The following is an 18,807-nucleotide window of genomic DNA, read 5'->3' as shown; positions in this document are numbered from 1 at the left end:
CTGCTACTGGTTTAGTAGCCGCTTCTTTTCCAGCCGGGCCACGCCCCGTAGCAACTCGCCGCTGTTCGTAATCTGCGTCATCTGCCAATGGTCGCCCAGGCGGCGCATCTTCACCTCCACCACCATGGTGGTGTCGTAACGGGGCTGCGTCACTTCCAGACCCACAAACGCATTGTCGCCCTCTTCACGGGTATACTTGATGCCTTTAAATTCGCTCTCCGGGCTCACTACGCGGCTGGCCAAGCCGGTCAGCGAGATGTTCACCAACCGCTTCGGAGCGGCCGCTGCAGCCGCTTCCAGCGAGCCTGTTTCCACATAGCGCTGAACTTCCTGGTGAGCCGCTTTGGCCAGAGCCGGCTTCAGCATGCGCAGGGCACCTCCCATCACGAGGCTGCCGCCGGGCAGCAAAGAAGTGAGCGTCGAGCCCTGCTGGGCCACATCATCCACCAAGTGCCCGGTCACGCTGCTCACGTCCACGTATTTCTCAAAAGCGGCCATGTCGTGGCTCTGCACGGCGGCTGCAGCCAGCACCAGTGCCCCCTTGGGCCCATTTTTCTGGCTTTGGAAATAATAGTAGCCGCCCCCAACCAGGGCTAGTAGCAATACGAGTAACAACAGTTTTTTCATGAAGGCTTTGTGGTGAATGTTGAGCCGCAAAATTACCCGCAAACCATGGCTTCCAAGGAATAGCGTATACGTCCGATTTTAAAGCTTTTCAGCAGCAACACCCATTTCCTGTCAGTATGCCTGCCCTGTCCCGCCCCGAAATCCACGGCCACCGCGGTTGTCGTGGCCTATACCCCGAAAACACACTGCCTGCCTTTCTGCACGCACTAGAGCTCGGCGTCGATGTCATTGAGTTGGATGTTGTCATCTCAGCCGATAACCAGGTTGTCGTGTCCCACGAGCCCTGGTTTAATCCGCTCATTTGCCTCGACCCCGCTGGCCAACCGATACCACCTGATGAAGCGCACCAGCACAACCTTTTCCAACTCCCTTACGAGGTCATTCGCCAATACGATTGCGGGTCGCGGCGCCACCCTGGCTTTCCTGAGCAGGATACAATGCCTTGCTACAAACCCCTGCTGCGAGAAGTCTTTTCAGTCCTCGAATCCGCCACGCGACAGCTGGGCCGGGCGCCCGTCGGGTATTCAGTAGAAATCAAAAGCACCCCCGAGGGCGACGGCATATTTCACCCAGCCCCGCACGACTTTCTATCCTTAGTTCTTTCCGAGCTGCGTATGGCCGGTATGCTGTCTCGCACCACACTGCTTTGTTTCGACCAGCGCATCCTGCGGCTCGCCCATCACCAAGCACCACATTTGGCCACTTGTCTGCTCATAGAAGACCAGCGCCCTTGGGCTACGAGCCTTGATGAACTCGGCTTTGTGCCCGCCGTGCTCGGCCCTGATTTCACTACTGTATCAGCAAAAGCTGTTAGAGCCTTGCGCATGGACTTCCCCGGTTTGCGCCTCGTTCCTTGGACTGTTAACCATGTGCTGGATATAAAGGCAATGATTGAACTGGGTGTCGATGGCATCACAACCGACTATCCTAACCTCGCGCTCCGGTTTAGTAACATGGTATAAAATGCCAGATTATGCATTCCAACCTCACTATTGCATTAAATGGCATTCTTGCACTGTACTGTAATGTGTTACAATATGTGTAATATTCATAACTGTGTAACGTGTGTAAATTAATTATTTTGTATCATTTCCGTATGTAAAGTTACACTGTATCGTTGTTCTTTTTTTGGTGATAATGTATTTTGTACACGTACATATTTGTTTAATAAACGTACGATTTACATATTTGCACCAGCGTTACGCAACACTCTAATTATGCCACACCAAGGCGAAATCCTGCAAGAAGCCATTAAAAACAGTGGTATTTCAATCACGCGTATCGTGGATGAAATGGGTATTACACGCCCTACTATTTACCGTAAATTCAAAGAGGATACAGTCGATTACAACTTTGTAAAGAAAATCGGTGAGATTATAAATCACGATTTTTCAAATGACTTTACATCTGTTCAACAATCTGCTTTGTCGTTTGTAACACCTGTACAAAAAAGTGTTGTTACAAGCAGTGTTACACCACGTGTAACATCTTTGCAACCCGCTGATTCTGACCCTTCCAAACAACTTTTAATACTCCAATCGAAGTACATAGCCCTCTTAGAGGCCTACAATGAACTTTTGCTTAAAGTGTATGGCCCTAAGTGACAAAAATGTTCCACGTGAAACATATTTGTTCGGTGGACACAGTGCCAGCAAAAGGTAAGCGCACGCTCTCGTATTGTTCAGGGCGTTACTTAACCCATAGGACCTACAGGAAACTAAAGGTGAATTGTGCCACCAAGAAAAGGTAGCTGAATAGGGGTGGAGCATGCAGTCAACCCCAGCGCCCCAAATCAAGAACCGTTGATATTATTAAAGGAAAATAACCTCATTAATAACGGTCTCCCCAACTTCAGAATTGATGAGCTCCGCCACCCGAGACTTAGCCATTAGCAACTCGTGCTTGAGTGGGGCAGAGGTAAGCCGAACGAACAGCCGACCCTGGTTGACATAGACTTCCTTTGTCTTCAAAGCAACGGCCTTGCCCATCACCCGCTCCCAGCTTGACACGACCGTTACCTCATTGAGCTTGCCCTGCAGCCTATAAGCTTTCACCAATGCTTCGAGTCCTTCCTTAAGAGAAATGTCACCAGAACGAGAGGGGGAGGCAGGCTTTTTCACAGAGCAATAAAAGACAGCACACCATTGCGGATGTGCGACGTGGCAGAGGCTACAAAGGTACCGCTGCAGCTCTAAACCGGTGCAACCGTTCCTGCCTGAACCCGAAAGCGAATGATGGGGATGCTGACCCGCGCCAAGGCTTGGTCGGTGCGCTCGAGGTTGGTATCGGTAAGGAATACCTGGCCGAATGTCTCGTCAGCCACTAGCTCGAGCAAACGGGCAATACGCTTGTCGTCGAGACGGTCGAAAATGTCGTCGAGTAGGAGTAGAGGCTTGTGCTGTTGCTTGGCTGCCAGCATTTCAAACTGTGCAAGCTTGAGGGCAATGGCAAACGACTTTTGTTGGCCCTGGGAGGCATGGCTCTTAACTGGCATGTCCTCCATCAGGAAAACGAAGTCGTCGCGATGCGAGCCCGTGGTGCTGCGTTGCAAGGCAAAGTCACGTCGCTCGTTGTAGCGAAGCAACTGCGCAAAATCGGCGCCGAGTAGTTGGCTCTTATAGGTGAGAGTGACTACCTCACGACCATCGGCCAACTGTTGATAGTGGCGCTGAAAGATGGGCACGTATTCAGCGAGAAAAGCTTCACGCATGAGGGTGAGCTGCTGGCCTAGTGGGGCAAGCTGCTCATCCAAAGCTAATAGATACTCCCGGTCGAAACCATGCGAGGGCCGCTCGCCTTGCTTAAGCACCGCATTGCGCTGGCGGAGCAAGGCATTGTAGGCAATGAGTATTTCCAGGAACTCATGGTCCAACTGCGACATGAGGCTGTCGAAATACTTGCGACGCTCTTCGCTGCCCTGGCGGATTAGGTCGGTATCATAAGGCGAAATCAGCACGGCGGGGTAGCGTCCGATGTGGTCGGCCATGCGTTCGTAGGGCTGCTTATTATGCGTGAGTGTCTTTTTCTGACCCTGGCGCAAACTCACCTGAATGGTTTCGGGGCTGGAAGGCAAATCTGAAGAAAAAACGCCCTTAACTACAAAGAAATCAGCGCCTTGCTTGATGCAAAGAGCGTCGGAGGTAGTTATCGCACTCTTAGTCAGCGACAAATAGTGGATGGCATCCAGCAGATTGGTTTTGCCACTGCCGTTGTCGCCGATGAAGCAGTTGAGGCCGGGGGAGAGGCGCAGGGCAGCATCGTCGTAGTTTTTAAAAAAGAGCAGCTGCAGGGAGTCAAGGGTCATAAGGTTCGGTATTGCCAGCTCTTTTACGTAATTTCGCCCTCCCAACGCGAAATATTCTTTTCCTCGAACGTGCTATGGCGGATACGAAAGTAAAAGCGGCTTCCAAAAAAACGACGGCCCCCAATGGCGAAGCAGCCAAAGGCAACAGCAAAGCCGCTGCCACCAAGAAACAGCCCGACCCGGTGATGCCGGGCACCGATGCGCCGACCCTGGCTGCCTCGGGCACTGACCTCTCCCAGCAGGCTGCCGCTGGCACCAACTTCCCCAAGGAGACCTACCTGCAGTGGTACGAGCAGATGCAGCTCATGCGCAAGTTTGAGGACAAGGCCGGCCAACTCTATGGTCAGCAAAAAATCAAAGGCTTCTGCCACCTCTACATTGGCCAGGAGGCCTGCGTAGCGGGCGCGGTGTCGGCACTGGAGAAAGGTGACAAGTACATCACTGCCTACCGCGACCACGCCCACCCGCTGGCGCTGGGCACCTCGCCCAATGCCGTGATGGCTGAGCTGTTTGCCAAAGCCACCGGCTGCTCGAAAGGCAAGGGCGGCTCGATGCACATCTTCGACAAGGAGGTGGGCTTCATGGGCGGCCACGGTATTGTGGGCGGGCAGGTGCCGATGGGCGCCGGCGTGGCCTTCGCCGAGAAGTATAATAAGACCGGCAAGCTTTGCATCTGCTACATGGGCGACGGCGCCGTGCGCCAGGGCGCCCTGCACGAGGCCTTCAACATGGCCATGCTGTGGAAGCTCCCGGTCATCTTCGTGATTGAGAACAACGGCTACGCCATGGGCACCTCGGTGCAGCGCACCTCGAACGTGACCGACCTCTACAAGATTGGCCTGAGCTACGACATGCCTTCGGAGCCGGTGAACGGCATGCGCGTGGAAGACGTGCACGAGGCCGTGGCCCGCGCCGCCGAGCGCGCCCGCGCCGGCGAAGGCCCCACGCTGCTCGAGTTCAAGACCTACCGCTACAAGGGCCACTCCATGAGCGACCCGGCCAAGTACCGTACCAAGGAAGAGCTGGAAGACTACCGCCACCGCGACGCCATCGAGGGCGTGCGCCACACCATCCTGTCGCAGAACATGGCGACGGAGGCTGACCTCGAAGCCATCGACGAAAAAATCAAAGCCCAAGTGCAGGAATCGGTGGATTTCGCTGAGAACTCGCCCTTCCCCACGCCCGACGAGCTATACAAGGACGTGTACGTTCAGGCTGATTATCCTTATATTCACGATTAATTTGGAAGTGCTGTAAGCTAAAAGCTAGCTTTTTGCCGAATCCAAGGACCTCATTTCTTTAAATAAAAAGCCAGTCGCTGCTAGCAAATGGCTAACAGCTTCTCTTAGTATGTCGAAGATTCCTTACACTGGCAAAAGCCAGCAGGCCCAGCAAAATCGCCAGGGACAGCAAGTCACCCAACAAGTGCCGGTCGACCCGCTGGCCCCGGCCGAGAACCTCGCGCCCGAGAACCCGCTGCTGGAAGACCCGGACGCGCTGGCTGCCCGCCTGGCCGAGTCGGAAGACTTCGTGCGCAACAACCGCAATGTGTTGCTCACCATCCTGGCGGTAGTGGTACTGGCCGTGGTGGGAGGCTTTGGCTACTACACTTGGCGCAACCAGCAAGACGAGAAAGCCCAGGCCACGATGTTCCGCGCCGTGAACAACTGGGAAGCCGATTCGCTGAACCAAGCCATCAAAGGCGACGGCAAAGCACCCGGCCTGGTAACCGTGGCCAACGAGTACGGCAGCACCAAAGCCGGCAACCTGGCCAACTTCTATGCCGGCGTGGCCTCGCTGAAGCAGGGCAAGTTCAAAGAGGCCCTCGACTACCTCGAAGATTTTAGCTCGGACGACTACCTAGTGCAGAGCCGCGCCTATGCTCTGATGGGCGACGCCCAGCTGGAACTTGGCAAGGCTAAAGAGGCTGCCGACTTGTACGCCAAAGCTGCCGACCACAACGCCAACGAATACTTCTCGCCCGGCTACTTGCTGAAGGAAGGCACGGCCCGCGAAATCGCCAACGACAACGAAGGCGCCATCAAGGCCTACGACCGCATCATCAACGAGTACCCCACTGCCCAGGAAGTGGGCGAAGCACGCCAGTACAAAGCCAAGCTGGACAAGTAAGCTTCGCTTGATTTAGTGAATTCCAATTGCGCTTCCTCACTTGTGGGGAAGCGCAATTTTTTATTTCGCCCTGCAAACTTTCGGCTGAATCTCGGCTTAAGCTGACACCGCGAAGGTCCGACGCGCCCCACCATCTCTTACCCCTTTACGAGACCATACCAATATGGCAACCGCCCTCCAAAACCTGAGCAACTACGACGCCTCCAGTTTCATTGATATTAGCGAAAAGCGCTTCGGGCTGGTGGTGGCCGAGTGGAATCGCGAAATCACCGACGTGCTGAGCGCTGGTGCCTACGAAACCCTGCTCAAGCACGGCGCCAACGCCGACAACATCTTCCGCAATACCGTGCCCGGCAGCTTTGAATTGACCTTGGGGGCCCAGTTCCTGGCGCAGCACGAGGAGATGGACGCTGTGATTTGCCTGGGCGTCGTGATTCAGGGCGAAACCAAGCACGACGACTACATCTGCCACGCCGTGGCCCAGGGCATCACCAACGTGGCCTTGAAGTTCAACAAGCCGGTTATTTTTGGCTTGGTAACGACGAACACGCTGGAGCAAGCCTGGGACCGCGCCGGCGGCAAACACGGCAACAAGGGGGTGGAAGCAGCCGTGGCTGCCATCCAAATGCTGGGGTTTTAGCTGGCTGAGGAAAAGCGGGTTAAAAGGCGTAGCTTTGCACCCGCAAAATCAGGCCTTGCCGCAGCATTTAGGCGAGGGCAGTAGCGCCTTTCGCTCGCTACTAAACCATTTAGCGGCTGGCGGCGTTGCCAGGACAGTAGCAAACACAATTTCTTAACGCAGTACGCAGTTCTCTTTTTACCGATTCCAATGAACGACGACAACATTCGCTATTCGCGGGAGGACTTGAACGAGTTCGACCAGATTATTCAGGAAAAACTGACGGCGGCCCGCAAGGAGTTGTCGTTCATCAAAGAGACCCTGAACCGCAGCAACGAATCCGGCACCGACACTACGGCCTCCTCGGCCAAGGTGCTGGAAGACGGCGCCGACACCGCCGAGAAGGAAAGCATGAACCAGCTGGCCTCGCGTCAGATGAAGTTCATTCAGCAGCTCGAAAACGCCCAAGTGCGCATCAAAAACGGCACCTACGGTGTGTGCATTGGCACCGGCAAGCTCATTCCCAAAGAGCGCCTGCGCGCCGTTCCCCACACCCAGCATTCCATCGAAGCCAAAATGGCGCGGCGCGACTAAGCACTCGCTTTAATTATTGGTAGTCGGTACGGCCTAGCCGGCAGTTAGAATTATATTCGGGTTAATACTGTTGACCCGCTTCTGACTGCCGGCTACTTCGTGCCGACACTTTTTTATAACCTGTACCGTAGCGATACGGCACGCAAATTTTTCTCCCCATGGGCAAGAAACATTTCTCTGACAACAACAACGCGGACCGTCGCGGCGGCCGCAACGCGGGTGGCCCCGGCGGCTTTGGCAACAACGCCGGCCGCGGCAACGACCGAGGCGGCTTCGGTAACGAGCGCGGCAACGGCCGGAGCGGTGAGCGCCCGGCCTATGGCAGCGGCCGCCCGGCCAGCAACGGTGCCTTTGGCCGCCCGGCGGGTGGCAGCGGCTTTGGCGGCAAGAAATTTGGCGAGGGCGGCAGCCGGCCCTATGGCAGCAGCTACGGCGGGGGCGAACGCCGGGAAGGCGGCAGCGGCTTTGGCGGGGGCAAGAGCTTCGGCGCTGGCTTCCGTCCTGGCAACGACCGGCCCTTTGAGCGCCGCGACGATAAGCCGCGTGTAGGCAAAGAGCAGCGCAGCGGCACGAGCTACGGCCGCACCGCCGCCCCGCGTCCGGAGCGCAGCTTTGGCAACGACCGCGACGAGCGGCGTGGCCCGTCGGCGGAAGCTCGGCCCATCCGGGACTACCAGCCCAAGGAAAACTGGCCCGGCCAGCCCTACCGCCGCGACGGCGAGAAGGCCGTGCCCCGCGGTTTGCCCGGCGAGCGCAACCGGAAGTTCCAAAAACAAAATCCCTTTGAGCAAGCCGAAGACCGGGCACCGCGCACCGGCGGCAGCTTCGGCCGAAGCACGCCGCGCGAGCCCGAGAACTTTGACCGCAACGCCGAGCGCGGCGAGGAGCGCGGCCCAAACCGTCCCATCCGTGCGGCCCGTCCGTTTGAAGCCAATCCGCCGCAGCCGCGCGAGGAGCGGGGCGAGCGCCGCGACTTTGGCCGTGAGCGCGACGAGGCCAGTGATGCCGACTACCGCGCCGACCAGGCTGCGTTTGGTCGGAAGTTTACGCCCGGTGCGTTTGGCCGGCGCGATGGCGCGCCCGGCACGCCCCGCAGCACCGGCGAGCGGCCCGGCGGTTACGAGAAGCGCAGCCAGGAGCGCTGGACGCCCGCGCCCGGCAGCTTTGCTGAGCGCCGCGAGCAGCTAAAGGCCCAGGAGCGCAGCATCCGGCGCTCGGGCACGGCGTACGGCGCCAGCGACAAGCCCCGTCCGGCCCGCCCGGTGGTGCAGGAAAACCGCGCCGACAAACCCCGTTACGGCGAGAAGCCCGGTGAGGCGCCCGACTACAAAAACCTTAAGCACTACGAAGCTGACAAAACCCGCGGCAACAAGCGTCGCCGCGAAGAAGATGACTTCGGCGCGGACGAAACGCGCCTGAACCGCTACATCGCCAACGCCGGCATCTGCTCGCGCCGCGAGGCTGATGCACTGATTGCAGCCGGCGAAATCCGGGTGAATGGCGAAGTAGTGACGGAAATGGGCTACAAGGTGCAGCCCACCGACACGGTGCAGTATGGCAAGACCAACCTAAACCGCGAGAAGTCGGTGTACGTGCTGCTGAACAAGCCCAAAGACTTCATCACCACTACCGAAGACCCCGAAGGCCGTCGCACGGTGATGGACCTGGTGGCCAGCGCCTCGAAGGAGCGCATCTTCCCGGTGGGCCGCCTCGACCGCAACACCACCGGCCTGCTGCTTTTCACCAACGACGGTGAGGTGGCCCAGAAGCTCTCGCACCCCTCGCACAAGAACAAGAAAATCTACCAGGTCGAGCTCAACCGTCCGCTGACGGAGGAGGACCTGCGCAAGATTTCTGAAGGTTTGGAATTGGAAGACGGCAAGGCCGTGGTAGATGATGTGGCCGTGGTGGCCGGCAACGCGCATTTTGTGGGCATTGAAATCCACATTGGTCGCAACCGCATCGTGCGCCGCATCTTCGAGCACCTCGGCTACGAAGTAGTGGCGCTGGACCGCGTACAGTACGCCGGCCTCACCAAGAAAGACCTGCCCCGCGGCAAATGGCGCTTCCTGAGTGAGCAGGAGGTGATTCGCCTGAAGTACTTCCTGTAAGCCATTGCGCGAACTAAGAAGAACGTCATGCTGAGCGAAGTCGAGGCATCTCTATCGCAGTAGTAACTGTTTACTCTCGCGGTAGAGATGCTCCGACTTCGCTCAGCATGGCGTTCTTTTTTCCTTAATCAACAACCCCATGCACACTCTCGCCCTCGACATCGGCAACACGGCCGTGAAGGCCGGCTGCTTCGATGGCCCGGCTCTGCGCGAAATGGCCGCCGGCCTCACCCCAGCCTCGACGCGGGAGCTAGTGCGGCGCTGGCAGCCGCAGCACGTCATCGTGGCCTCGGTGGCAGAGGCAGCGGTACTGGCCGTGGAGGAGGTGCAGGACCTGGTGCCGGGGCAGGTGCTGGGTTTTAGCCCCGGCACCACGCCGGTACCCTTGCGCAATGCCTACGCCACGCCGCACACACTGGGCGCCGACCGGCTGGCCGCCGCGGTGGGGGCCGCCGCTTTGCGCCCAAGCCAAAACACGCTCATCATCGATGCGGGCACGGCGTTGAAGTTTGACCTCGTGACGGCTGATGGTACTTACCACGGCGGCAGCATCGGGCCGGGAATGCAGATGCGGCTGCGGGCGTTGCACGCTTTCACGGGGCGGCTGCCGCTGCTGGATTTGCCGGGGCCGGATGCAACGATTCCGCTGGTGGGCGACTCCACTACCGGGAGCCTGCTGAGCGGGGTAGTGAACGGGGCCGTGGCCGAAATCATGGGCCTGATTGACCAGTACCGCGCGCTGCATCCTGGCCTGGGCGTGCTGCTGACCGGGGGTGATGCCGCCTTTCTGGCGGCCCGGCTCCCGGCGCGTATCTTTGTTGTGCCTGAGCTGGTGCTGCTCGGCCTAAATCGGATTTTAGCTTATCATGTTGAAGAATAAAGTGATGGCAGGCCAGGGCGCTGGCCTTGTGTTGGTGGGAATGCTGGTATTGGGGGCAACGGGCGCGCAGGCGCAGGGCCTCGGCAATTCGCCCTATTCGCGCATTGGTCTCGGCGATTTCAACGCCAACACCGGCGGCGTGCGCCAGATGGGCATGGGCGGTGTCGGCATTGCGGCACCCAACGGCGTCAACGTGAACGAGTTGAACCCGGCCATGCTCTATTACACAGGCCGCACTACGTTCGAGGCGGGCTTCAACGGGCAGTACAAGACGGTGAAGAATGCCACGGCCTCGAACCGCAGCGGCAGTGGCACGCTGGGCTACTTGGCCCTGTCGGTGCCGCTGAGCACGCGCTGGGGCGCGGCCGTAGGCCTGAAGCCACTCACCGCCGTCGACTACGAGTCAAACATTTTGCAGGATGTGCCAGGTACGCCGCTGTCTACGCAGGTGCTGAAGCAGTACAAAGGCACGGGTGGCATCTCAGAAGCTTACCTGGGGCAGGGCTTCCGCATTGCCAAGGGGCTGACACTGGGCTTCACGGCTTCTTACCTCTTTGGGGTGATAGACGAGACGACCGGCACTACGGTCATCATCGATAACAATTCGACCTCGCTGCAACGCGCGGTGGAGCGGCAGCACGTGCGCTATTCGGACTTCGGCTTCCGCGCCGGGGCGCACTACCGCCAGAAGCTGGGCAAAACGCTCAACATGAACCTGGGCGGCGTGTATAGCTTCGGCTACAACCTGAACGGCCAGCAAACCAACACCCAGGAGCGCGAAGACGCTACCACCGGTGCCCTCGTTATTCCGGCCACCACCGTGAGCGACACCCGCGGCAGCAGCTACGTGCCGGCCCTTGTGCAGGCAGGCGTGAGCTTCGACAACGACAAAAACTGGAGCATCAACGCCGATGTAAGCCAACAGCAGTGGTCGAAGTTTCACAACTTCAACTCGAACGGACCGGCCCTGAACAACACCCTGCGCTTCGGCCTGGGCGGCGAGCTGACGCCCGACCCGAGCTCGGTGGACCACTACTTCCAGCGGGTGACTTACCGCGCCGGCCTCACGCTGGCCCAAATGCCCTACCAGCCGGGCGGCAAAATGCTGTACGACCGCGCGGTGAGCTGGGGCTTTGCCTTCCCGCTGCCCACGGCCACGGCCCTGGATGCTACCACCATCAGCCTGGCCTTCACCTACGGCCTGCGCGGCAACACCGACGTGCTGAGCGCGACCCAGGGCACCAGCAACGTGCAGGAAAGCTACATTCGCGGCCAGTTGGGCATCACGCTCAACAACCGTTGGTTCATCAAGCGCCGCCTGCAATAATCTGCAATAACCGGTTTCGTCACCAAGCCCTACACCATCGTGCACGCACTTGCGAAAATGACCGCCGGCCTGGCGCTCCTGACCGTTGGCGCGCTAGCCGGCTGCGACAAACAGAAAATGAGTGGCCCGCTGACCGTGTATACGGGCCCCTTGATGGAAACCACCAACGTGCTGACCCTCATCAGCGACTCGGCCAAGCTCAAATTTCAGCTCACGGCCCCGCTGGAACAGCAATTCGAGAACGGCGACGTCATCTACCCCAAGGGTATGGTGGTCACGTTCTACTCGGCCGACGGCAAGAAGCACGTCATCAACACCCTCACGGCCAAGTACGGCAAGGTCGACAAAGCCAAGAACCTCTACATCATGAAGGGGAAAGTGCAGGTGGTGAACGTGCCCAAGCAGCAGCGCATGGACACCGAAGAACTGTTCTTCGACAAAACCAAGCAGGTGATTTACACCGATTCACTCATGCCCGTGCGCATGGAAACCCCGACCGAGGTTTTATCCGGCAACGGCTTGTGGGCCAAGCAGGACCTGAGTTTTTACCGCCTTTTCCATACTACCGGCATCCTCGACAAGGTGGGCACGGGGTTGTAAGCCCCCGCTCGCGGGGCATTTAGACTATGAAATTCGACAAATCCTTATTGCGCACTGTCTTGTTCGCCGTGGGCGTGGTGGCGATGGTGATTGGCATCTATCAGACGATTTACTACAACGACCTGGGGCGCAACTACTGGATTTTCATGATTTCCATGACGTGCTGGATGCCCTTGCTCTATTGGCGGCAGCAGGAGCGACTCGAAGCCAAAATAGCCGAGCAAAAAGCCAAGCTGGCCCAGCAGAACCGCGCCAAAACGCCGGTTAAATCGTCCAAGAAACGGCGTTAAACGCAGGCAGGCTGGCTAATGAACTCGTAGCCAGCGGGTGAGCCGCGGGAACGATTGGGCCGTTTTTTGGGGCAATTTTGGTGCTTAAAATTGGGTAAAACTTTGATTCCCGGTCAAATTCTGGTTATTTTGCGCCTCTTTTGACCAACACGACTTCGATTCTTTTGACAAGTAAATGGCTTTAATTAACACGATTCGGGAAAAATCTGGCTGGGCGGTAGGCACCGTGGCGGTCGGGATGCTGCTCTTCATTGTGGGCGGCGACCTGGTGGGCGGCAAAAACCGCCTCTTCAACCGCAACGACACCGTGGTGGGCGAAGTGGCCGGCCAGAAGGTGGAACTCGCCGACTACAACAATGCCCTGGAGCAGGCCAAGCAGGCCTTCGCTGCCCAGCAGCAGCGCCAGCCCGACGAGCAAGCCCTCGGCTACCTGCGCGACCAGGCCTGGAACCAAACGGTTTACAACCTGGCCTTCCAGCCCGAGTACGACAAGCTGGGCCTGAAAGTATCGGAAGAAGAGTTGATAGACATGGTGCAGGGCGACAACATCAGCCCCGGCATCAAGCAGGCCTTCACCGACCAGAAAACCGGTCAGTTCGACAAGGCCCGCCTGATTGACTACCTGAAAAACCTCGACAAGCTGCCGCCCGAAAACCAGATGGCCTGGCACAACTTCGAGGCCAACCTGCCCATCGAGCGCCTGCGCAACAAGTACAACGCCCTGCTGAAAAACTCGGTGTACGTGACCACGGCCGAAGCCAAGCGCTTCGACGCCAACCAGAACGCCAAGGCTTCGGTGAAGTACCTGTTCGTGCCCTACGGCAGCATTTCGGACTCGGCCGTGAAAGTGACCGATGCCGAGCTGCAAGCTTATCTGGACAAGAACAAGAGCAAGTACAAAGTAGAAGACGGCCGCTCAGTGGAGTACATCACCATCCCGGTGGTGGCTTCGAAAGAAGACAGCGCCGCTGTGAAAACCTCGATGGCCGAGCTGGCTACGCAGTTTGCCTCGGCCCCGGTCGATTCGCTGTTTGTGGCCGCTAACTCGGAGCAGCCCTACAACAAGGCTTTCCGCAGCCCCGCCGACCTGCCCGAGGAACTGCGCAAGCAGCTGCCCCTGACCCAGGGCACCATCTACGGCCCCTACGCCGAGAACGGCACCTACTCGCTGTACAAAGTGACGGGTACCGGCACCGGTAAGCAGGCTGCCGCCCGCGCCAGCCACATCCTCATCAAGGCCGAAGGCACCACGCCGGAAGCCAAAGCCGCCGCGAAAGCCAAGGCCCAGGACATCCTGAACAAAATCAAGGGCGGCGCCGACTTTGCGGCCATGGCCCGCCAGTTTGGCACCGACGGCACCAAGGACCAGGGCGGCGACCTGGGCTGGTTCGGTCAGGGCCGCATGGTGCCCGAGTTTGAGAAAGCTATTTTCGGCGCTACCAGCACCGGCCTGCTGCCCAACGTGGTGGAAACGTCGTTTGGCTACCACGTTATCAAAATCACGGCTGTGCCCACCAAGCAAACCTACCAGGTGGCTGAGGTGAAGAAAACCATTGCTCCCAGCGACGCTACCCGCGAAGCCGCCTACGCTAAAGCCCAGGAGCTGAAAGGCCAGGCCACCGACCTCGAAAGCTTCCGCAAGCTGACCACCAAAGACAAAACGCTGGTGAAGCAGGAAGCCAAGAACCTCGACCGCGGCGCGCGCAGCGTGAACAACCTGCAAAACGCCCGCGAGCTGGTGCGCTGGGCCTTCGGCTTCAGCCAAAACGGCAACGAAACCAAGGTGGGCGACATATCGGAAGTGTATGAGATGGGCGACCAGTACGTCATTGCCGCCCTCACCGACGAGCGCACCAAAGGCACCGCCACCATCGAAAGCCTCCGCCCCGAGCTGACTGCCCTGGTGCGCAACGAGAAGAAGGCCCAGCAAATCATGGACAAGCTCGGCAAGGGCGGCACCATTGAGAGCATGGCCGCCAAGTACGGCCCCACCGCCCAGGTGGGCACGGCGCCCAACGTGGTGCTCGGCCAGGGCAGCATTCCCAACATCGGCTTCGAGCCGCTAGCCGTGGGCAAAGCCTTCGCGCTGAAGCCCGGCCAGACCTCGGCCCCCATCCAGGGCGAGCAGGGCGTGGTAGTGGTGCAGACGGAAAGCGTAACGCCCGCCCCGGCTCCCGCCAACCTCAAGAACGTGCAGCAGCAGCTGGCCCAGCAACGCGCCCAGCAGCAGGACGGCAAGATTTACGAGGCCATCAAGGCCCACGCCAACGTGAAAGACAACCGCACCAAGTTTTTCTAGGTCGTCAATCCGCAAATTTGAAAAGGGCCGTACCTTCGGGGACGGCCCTTTTTCGTTGCATCAGGTGGGAGAGAAGCCCATTGAACGAACCGGCCGGGGCTGGGCGTTAAAGCCTGAGTCTGATTACTTCGCTTGCTATTTCTCGCTTGTCTATGCGCCCTTATTCTTTTCTGCTTGCCGTTTCCTTGCTCACGGCCGCGCCGGCGCTGGCCCAGCAGCCCAAGGGCTGGGCACCGATGAGCGGCACGGCCCTGGCCCAGGACTATGCACGCCGCGGCGAGCACGAGAAGGTGGTGTTTTTGTTCGAAAAGCTGTCGACCGAAGAGCAGGCCAGCTTGGCGGTGTTTCCGATATACCTGAACTCGCTGCAGGCTCTGAAGCGCTACAAGGAAGCCGAGAAAGTAGCCAAGAAAGCGGTGAAGCTGCACCCGGAAGACGCTACCCTGGGTGTGACCCTGGGAGGCGTGTACGCTGCCGCGGGCGACCAGCCAGCGGCCGACAAGCAGTGGCAGAAGGTGCTGGCCCAGCTCACGCCCACGCAGGTGCTGCCCGTAGCCACCGAGTTTGCCCGCCGCGAGCTGCCCGAATGGACCGAGCGCACCTACCTGCGCGGCCGCGCTCTGGCCAAAAACGACACCGAGTACGCCCCGCAGCTCATCCAGCTCTATACCCAGACGCAGAACCAGCCCCAGGTGCTGGCCGAAACCCTGCGCCTCGTGGCCCAGGACGACAAGCAGCTGCCCTTTGTGCGCAACATGCTGCAAAATGCCCTGCACGAGGAAAAAGACTTCGACGCACTGGAAAAGCTACTGCTCACGGCCACCCAAGAGCATCCCGAACAGGCGGCCTACAGCGAGCTGCTGCTGTGGCTGCAGGTGCAGCGCAAGGATTTCAGCGGGGCCCTGGTGCAGGCGCGGGCGCTGGACCGCCGCAGCCGCGGCGAGGGCGTGCGGGTGATGGAGCTGGCCGCCATTGCCCAGCAAAACAAGGACTACGAAAGCGCCATCGACGGCTATGCCTACGTGGCCAAGGAATACCGCAACGGCCCTTATGGCAACCTGGCCCGCCAGCGCCTGCTGCAAGCCCGCGAAGCCCAGGTGAGCACGACGTATCCCGTCGATTTGGCCAAAGTGCGGGCCTTGGTGGCCGATTACGAGCAGCTGCTGGCCGAGCTGGGCCGCACGCCCGACACGGCGCCGGTGCTGCGCAACCTGGCCAATCTGTATGCCTTTCAGCTAGGCGACCGACCCAAAGCCATGGCCTTGCTGCAGCAGGTCATCGACATGCCCCGGGCTAGCGACGAGGTGATTGACGAAGCCAAAATCACGCAGGCCGACTTGTATTTGCTGAAAGGGGAGCCCTGGGAGGCCACGCTGCTGTACTCGCAGGTAGAAAAGTCGCATAAAGACTCGCCGCTGGGCTACGAGGCCAAGCTGCGCAATGCCCGCCTGAGCTACTACGCCGGCGACTTCAAGCTGGCCCAAAGCCACCTCGACATCCTGAAAGAAGCCACCACCCGCGAAATTGCCAACGACGCCATGCAGCTCTCGCTGCTGATTCAGGACAACACCGTGGAGGATACCTTGGGTTTGGGCCTGAAAGCTTACGCGGCTGTGGAGCAGCTCGTGTTTCAGAATAAAATACCGGAGGCCATTGCGGGCCTCGACGCGCTGCTGGAGAAGTTTCCGGGCCACTCGCTTTCCGACGATACCTACTACCTCAAGGCCCAGCTGCAGCGCCGCACCGGCGACTTTGCGGGAGCCATTGCCACGCTCGAGCGCATCACTAACAACCCCAAATACGATGTGCTGAGCGACGACGCGCTGTTTTTGCTGGCCCGCATTCAGGAGGAAGATGTGAAAGACAAGGTGAAAGCGCAGGAGCTCTACAACCAAGTGATTACCAAGTACCCCGGCAGTATTTACGTGGCCGAAGCCCGCAAGCGCTTCCGCAAGCTGCGGGGTGATGGGGTGTAGGTTTTCGGGTAAGAAGGCGTGGGGGTAGAAGTTGGCGGCGGCCTTTTTACGTCATGCCCTCCTGCCCTAAAGCACTACCCAAAAAACACGAACATCAGCGCCAGCACCAGAATGAACGTGCCGTACATCAGCGCATCTGTACCGATGTACTGGCGGTATTTGCGGTAAAATTCTTGCAGCTTACGCATTGCCGGCGGCAGTAGGAGAGGGGAACGGCCCAAAGGTACGACAACAGAAAAGGCGAGGGGTTTGGTTGTACTTTTATAGCCATTTTGACGAAGTATCCGATGCCCATATCCGCGAGTAAGCGGTGGAATTATATCCCCCAACCCGACCCGGCCCTGGCCCACCGCCTGGCGCAGGCGGTTTTTATTGCCCCCGAAATAGCGGCCCTGTTGGCGCAGCGCGGCATCGACACGCCCGAAGCCGCCGCTGAATTCTTTCACCCCGACCTGCGCCGCCTGCCCAACCCATTGCTGATGCGCGGCATGGACCGCGCCGTGGCCCGGTTGGTGAAAGCCCTTGAGGGCGGCGAAAAGGTGCTGGTGCTCGGCGATTACGACGTGGACGGCATCACCTCGGTGGCCACGGTGATGAGCTACCTCACGCCGCTGTTTGGCGCCGAGCGCCTGCGCGACTACATCCCCGACCGCTACACCGAGGGCTACGGCATCTCGCAGAAAGCCATTGACTTCGCCGCAGATAACGGCTTCGCCCTCGTGGTGGCCCTCGACTGCGGCATTAAGGCCGTGGAGCAGGTGGCCTACGCCAGCAGCCGCGGCGTCGACTTCATTATCTGCGACCACCACCTGCCCGGCGAGGAGCTGCCCGCCGCCGTGGCCGTGCTCGACCCCAAGCGCGCCGACTGCCCGTATCCCTACAAAGAGCTGTCGGGCTGTGGCGTGGGCTTTAAGCTGATGCAGGCCTTGGGTGAACACCTGGGTTTGCCGACGGAGCCGCTGCACGACCTGCTGGATTTGGTGACGGTAAGCATTGCGGCCGACATCGTGCCCATTACCGGCGAAAACCGCATTCTGGCGTCCTACGGCCTGCGCCGCTTCAACGAGGACATTGCCCTGCTGCGCCCCGGCCTGGCCGCCCTGCGCGAGCTGGCCACCCTGCGCGAAGGTCCGCTGGGCATCAGCAGCCTGATATTCGGCTTCGCGCCCCGCATCAACGCGGCCGGCCGCATGGGCGACGCCCGCCGCGCCGTGGCCATGCTGCTGGCCCCCGACCAGCAGGAGGCCCGCTACACCGCCGAAGTGGTGGACCAGATGAACCAGCAGCGCCGCGGTTCCGACCAGCACACCACCCAGGAGGCGCTGGACATGATTGCCGGCGACCCGCTGCTGCAAAACGCCCGCGCCACCGTGCTTTACAAGGCCGACTGGCACCAGGGCGTGCTCGGCATTGTGGCCTCGCGCTGCCTCGACCAATACTACCGCCCCACCGTCATCCTGACGCAGCGCGACGGCAAGGCCACCGGCTCGGCCCGCTCCGTGGCGGGATTTGACGTGCACGAAGCCCTGGAAGCCTGCGCCCCGCTGCTCGACCAGTTTGGCGGGCACCGCGCCGCCGCCGGCCTCACCCTGAAGGTGGAGAACGTGCCCGCCTTCCAGCGGCGTTTCGAAGAAGTGGTTGCCGGCACGCTTACCACCGAGCACCTAGTGCGGCCCGTGGAAGTGGCCGCCGTGTTGCCCATCGGCCGCATCACCGAGGAGTTCTTCGCCGAGCTACGCCGCATGGAGCCCTTCGGCCCCGGCAACCCCAACCCGGTGTTTGCCTCGCAGCGACTCATCGCGGTGCCGCACAGCGCCCGCGTGGTGGGCCAGGGTCACCTCAAGCTGCGCCTGGCCTCGGCCGATGCCCAAGGCCCGGCCGTGGACGCCATCGGCTTCGGCCTGGCCGACTACCTGCCGCAGATAGAGCAGGGCCAGCCCTTCAGCGCCTGCTACACCGTGGAGCTGAACGAGTACCGCGGCCAGCGCAGCGTGCAGCTGCGCCTGCTGGATGTGCGCTGGGAATAGCCGCTTAGGACCCGGTGCGCCGG

The 18,807-nt window shown here is 59.8% G+C and carries 17 protein-coding genes; 14 read left to right on the top strand and 3 right to left on the bottom strand.

The annotated features are described in order from the left end of the window. Positions 1-3: 3 nt before the first annotated feature. The gene (locus tag I2I01_RS15170) at positions 4-627 is read right to left on the bottom strand and encodes a hypothetical protein (RefSeq protein ID WP_196287319.1); all 624 of its coding nucleotides are present in this window, start codon (positions 625-627) and stop codon (positions 4-6) included. 116 nt (positions 628-743) lie between these two features. Between I2I01_RS15170 and I2I01_RS15165 the strand changes: the two genes are divergently transcribed. Continuing rightward, positions 744-1,589, top strand: coding sequence for a glycerophosphodiester phosphodiesterase family protein (locus tag I2I01_RS15165; RefSeq protein ID WP_196287318.1), 846 nt, complete (start codon positions 744-746; stop codon positions 1,587-1,589). A gap of 255 nt (positions 1,590-1,844) precedes the next feature. Beyond that, the gene (locus I2I01_RS15160) at positions 1,845-2,231 is read left to right on the top strand and encodes a helix-turn-helix domain-containing protein (RefSeq protein WP_196287317.1); all 387 of its coding nucleotides are present in this window, start codon (positions 1,845-1,847) and stop codon (positions 2,229-2,231) included. Between the two features lie 207 nt (positions 2,232-2,438). On the opposite strand, the gene I2I01_RS15155 is transcribed toward I2I01_RS15160, so the two are convergent. Together I2I01_RS15155 and recF are read right to left on the bottom strand one after the other, a co-directional pair. Next, entirely contained in the window at positions 2,439-2,747 is a 309-nt protein-coding gene (locus tag I2I01_RS15155; protein ID WP_196287316.1) for a DUF721 domain-containing protein, read from the bottom strand. A 71-nt stretch (positions 2,748-2,818) separates the two neighbouring features. Continuing rightward, positions 2,819-3,931 carry a DNA replication/repair protein RecF gene (gene recF / locus I2I01_RS15150; RefSeq protein WP_196287315.1) on the bottom strand — a complete coding sequence of 371 codons (1,113 nt, stop codon included), beginning with the start codon at positions 3,929-3,931 and terminating at the stop codon, positions 2,819-2,821. 74 nt (positions 3,932-4,005) lie between these two features. Here recF and pdhA point away from each other — a divergent pair, with 74 nt between their 5' ends. The 12 genes from pdhA (at position 4,006) to recJ (ending at position 18,784) form a co-directional block, all read left to right on the top strand. Then, entirely contained in the window at positions 4,006-5,172 is a 1,167-nt protein-coding gene (gene pdhA, locus I2I01_RS15145; RefSeq protein WP_211537969.1) for a pyruvate dehydrogenase (acetyl-transferring) E1 component subunit alpha, read from the top strand. Between the two features lie 109 nt (positions 5,173-5,281). Then, positions 5,282-6,061: a tetratricopeptide repeat protein gene (locus tag I2I01_RS15140; RefSeq protein ID WP_211537968.1), complete on the top strand. Its 780-nt coding sequence runs from the start codon at positions 5,282-5,284 to the stop codon at positions 6,059-6,061. A gap of 163 nt (positions 6,062-6,224) precedes the next feature. Continuing rightward, a complete protein-coding gene (ribH, locus tag I2I01_RS15135; protein WP_196287314.1) occupies positions 6,225-6,701 on the top strand; it encodes a 6,7-dimethyl-8-ribityllumazine synthase in 477 nt (158 codons plus the stop codon). A 189-nt stretch (positions 6,702-6,890) separates the two neighbouring features. Then, positions 6,891-7,274 (top strand): TraR/DksA family transcriptional regulator, encoded by a 384-nt coding sequence (locus I2I01_RS15130; protein ID WP_196287313.1) that lies wholly within the window; start codon positions 6,891-6,893, stop codon positions 7,272-7,274. Between the two features lie 158 nt (positions 7,275-7,432). Next, entirely contained in the window at positions 7,433-9,385 is a 1,953-nt protein-coding gene (locus I2I01_RS15125) for a pseudouridine synthase (RefSeq protein WP_196287312.1), read from the top strand. Between the two features lie 139 nt (positions 9,386-9,524). Then, a complete protein-coding gene (locus I2I01_RS15120; RefSeq protein WP_196287311.1) occupies positions 9,525-10,265 on the top strand; it encodes a type III pantothenate kinase in 741 nt (246 codons plus the stop codon). Further along, positions 10,252-11,592, top strand: coding sequence for a porin family protein (locus I2I01_RS15115; protein ID WP_196287310.1), 1,341 nt, complete (start codon positions 10,252-10,254; stop codon positions 11,590-11,592). Before I2I01_RS15120 ends, I2I01_RS15115 begins: the two co-directional genes overlap by 14 nt. A gap of 39 nt (positions 11,593-11,631) precedes the next feature. Continuing rightward, positions 11,632-12,192, top strand: a complete 561-nt coding sequence (gene lptC / locus I2I01_RS15110) for an LPS export ABC transporter periplasmic protein LptC (protein ID WP_196287309.1) — start codon at positions 11,632-11,634, stop codon at positions 12,190-12,192. A 26-nt stretch (positions 12,193-12,218) separates the two neighbouring features. Then, complete coding sequence (locus I2I01_RS15105; RefSeq protein ID WP_196287308.1) at positions 12,219-12,482, top strand: hypothetical protein; 264 nt, start codon at positions 12,219-12,221, stop codon at positions 12,480-12,482. A 175-nt stretch (positions 12,483-12,657) separates the two neighbouring features. After that, the gene (locus I2I01_RS15100) at positions 12,658-14,781 is read left to right on the top strand and encodes a peptidylprolyl isomerase (protein WP_196287307.1); all 2,124 of its coding nucleotides are present in this window, start codon (positions 12,658-12,660) and stop codon (positions 14,779-14,781) included. A 152-nt stretch (positions 14,782-14,933) separates the two neighbouring features. Continuing rightward, a complete protein-coding gene (locus tag I2I01_RS15095) occupies positions 14,934-16,757 on the top strand; it encodes a tetratricopeptide repeat protein (RefSeq protein ID WP_196287306.1) in 1,824 nt (607 codons plus the stop codon). Positions 16,758-17,044: 287 nt separating this feature from the next. Continuing rightward, positions 17,045-18,784, top strand: coding sequence for a single-stranded-DNA-specific exonuclease RecJ (gene recJ / locus I2I01_RS15090; protein ID WP_196287305.1), 1,740 nt, complete (start codon positions 17,045-17,047; stop codon positions 18,782-18,784). The last annotated feature ends 23 nt before the right edge of the window (positions 18,785-18,807 follow it).

This window comes from Hymenobacter properus, assembly GCF_015694735.1.
Lineage (GTDB): Bacteria > Bacteroidota > Bacteroidia > Cytophagales > Hymenobacteraceae > Hymenobacter > Hymenobacter properus.
This window is presented reverse-complemented; position numbering and strand designations above follow the sequence as displayed.

Bases quoted from the DNA above. Each gene is read 5' to 3' on its own strand.
- I2I01_RS15095 (WP_196287306.1), top strand. From the start codon at position 14,934: ATGCGCCCTTATTCTTTTCTGCTTGCCGTTTCCTTGCTCACGGCCGCG.
- I2I01_RS15100 (WP_196287307.1), top strand. From the start codon at position 12,658: ATGGCTTTAATTAACACGATTCGGGAAAAATCTGGCTGGGCGGTAGGC.
- I2I01_RS15165 (WP_196287318.1), top strand. From the start codon at position 744: ATGCCTGCCCTGTCCCGCCCCGAAATCCACGGCCACCGCGGTTGTCGT.
- ribH (WP_196287314.1), top strand. From the start codon at position 6,225: ATGGCAACCGCCCTCCAAAACCTGAGCAACTACGACGCCTCCAGTTTC.
- I2I01_RS15130 (WP_196287313.1), top strand. From the start codon at position 6,891: ATGAACGACGACAACATTCGCTATTCGCGGGAGGACTTGAACGAGTTC.
- I2I01_RS15105 (WP_196287308.1), top strand. From the start codon at position 12,219: ATGAAATTCGACAAATCCTTATTGCGCACTGTCTTGTTCGCCGTGGGC.
- I2I01_RS15115 (WP_196287310.1), top strand. From the start codon at position 10,252: ATGTTGAAGAATAAAGTGATGGCAGGCCAGGGCGCTGGCCTTGTGTTG.
- recF (WP_196287315.1), bottom strand. From the start codon at position 3,931: ATGACCCTTGACTCCCTGCAGCTGCTCTTTTTTAAAAACTACGACGAT.
- I2I01_RS15125 (WP_196287312.1), top strand. From the start codon at position 7,433: ATGGGCAAGAAACATTTCTCTGACAACAACAACGCGGACCGTCGCGGC.
- pdhA (WP_211537969.1), top strand. From the start codon at position 4,006: ATGGCGGATACGAAAGTAAAAGCGGCTTCCAAAAAAACGACGGCCCCC.
- I2I01_RS15160 (WP_196287317.1), top strand. From the start codon at position 1,845: ATGCCACACCAAGGCGAAATCCTGCAAGAAGCCATTAAAAACAGTGGT.
- I2I01_RS15120 (WP_196287311.1), top strand. From the start codon at position 9,525: ATGCACACTCTCGCCCTCGACATCGGCAACACGGCCGTGAAGGCCGGC.
- recJ (WP_196287305.1), top strand. From the start codon at position 17,045: ATGCCCATATCCGCGAGTAAGCGGTGGAATTATATCCCCCAACCCGAC.
- I2I01_RS15170 (WP_196287319.1), bottom strand. From the start codon at position 627: ATGAAAAAACTGTTGTTACTCGTATTGCTACTAGCCCTGGTTGGGGGC.
- I2I01_RS15140 (WP_211537968.1), top strand. From the start codon at position 5,282: ATGTCGAAGATTCCTTACACTGGCAAAAGCCAGCAGGCCCAGCAAAAT.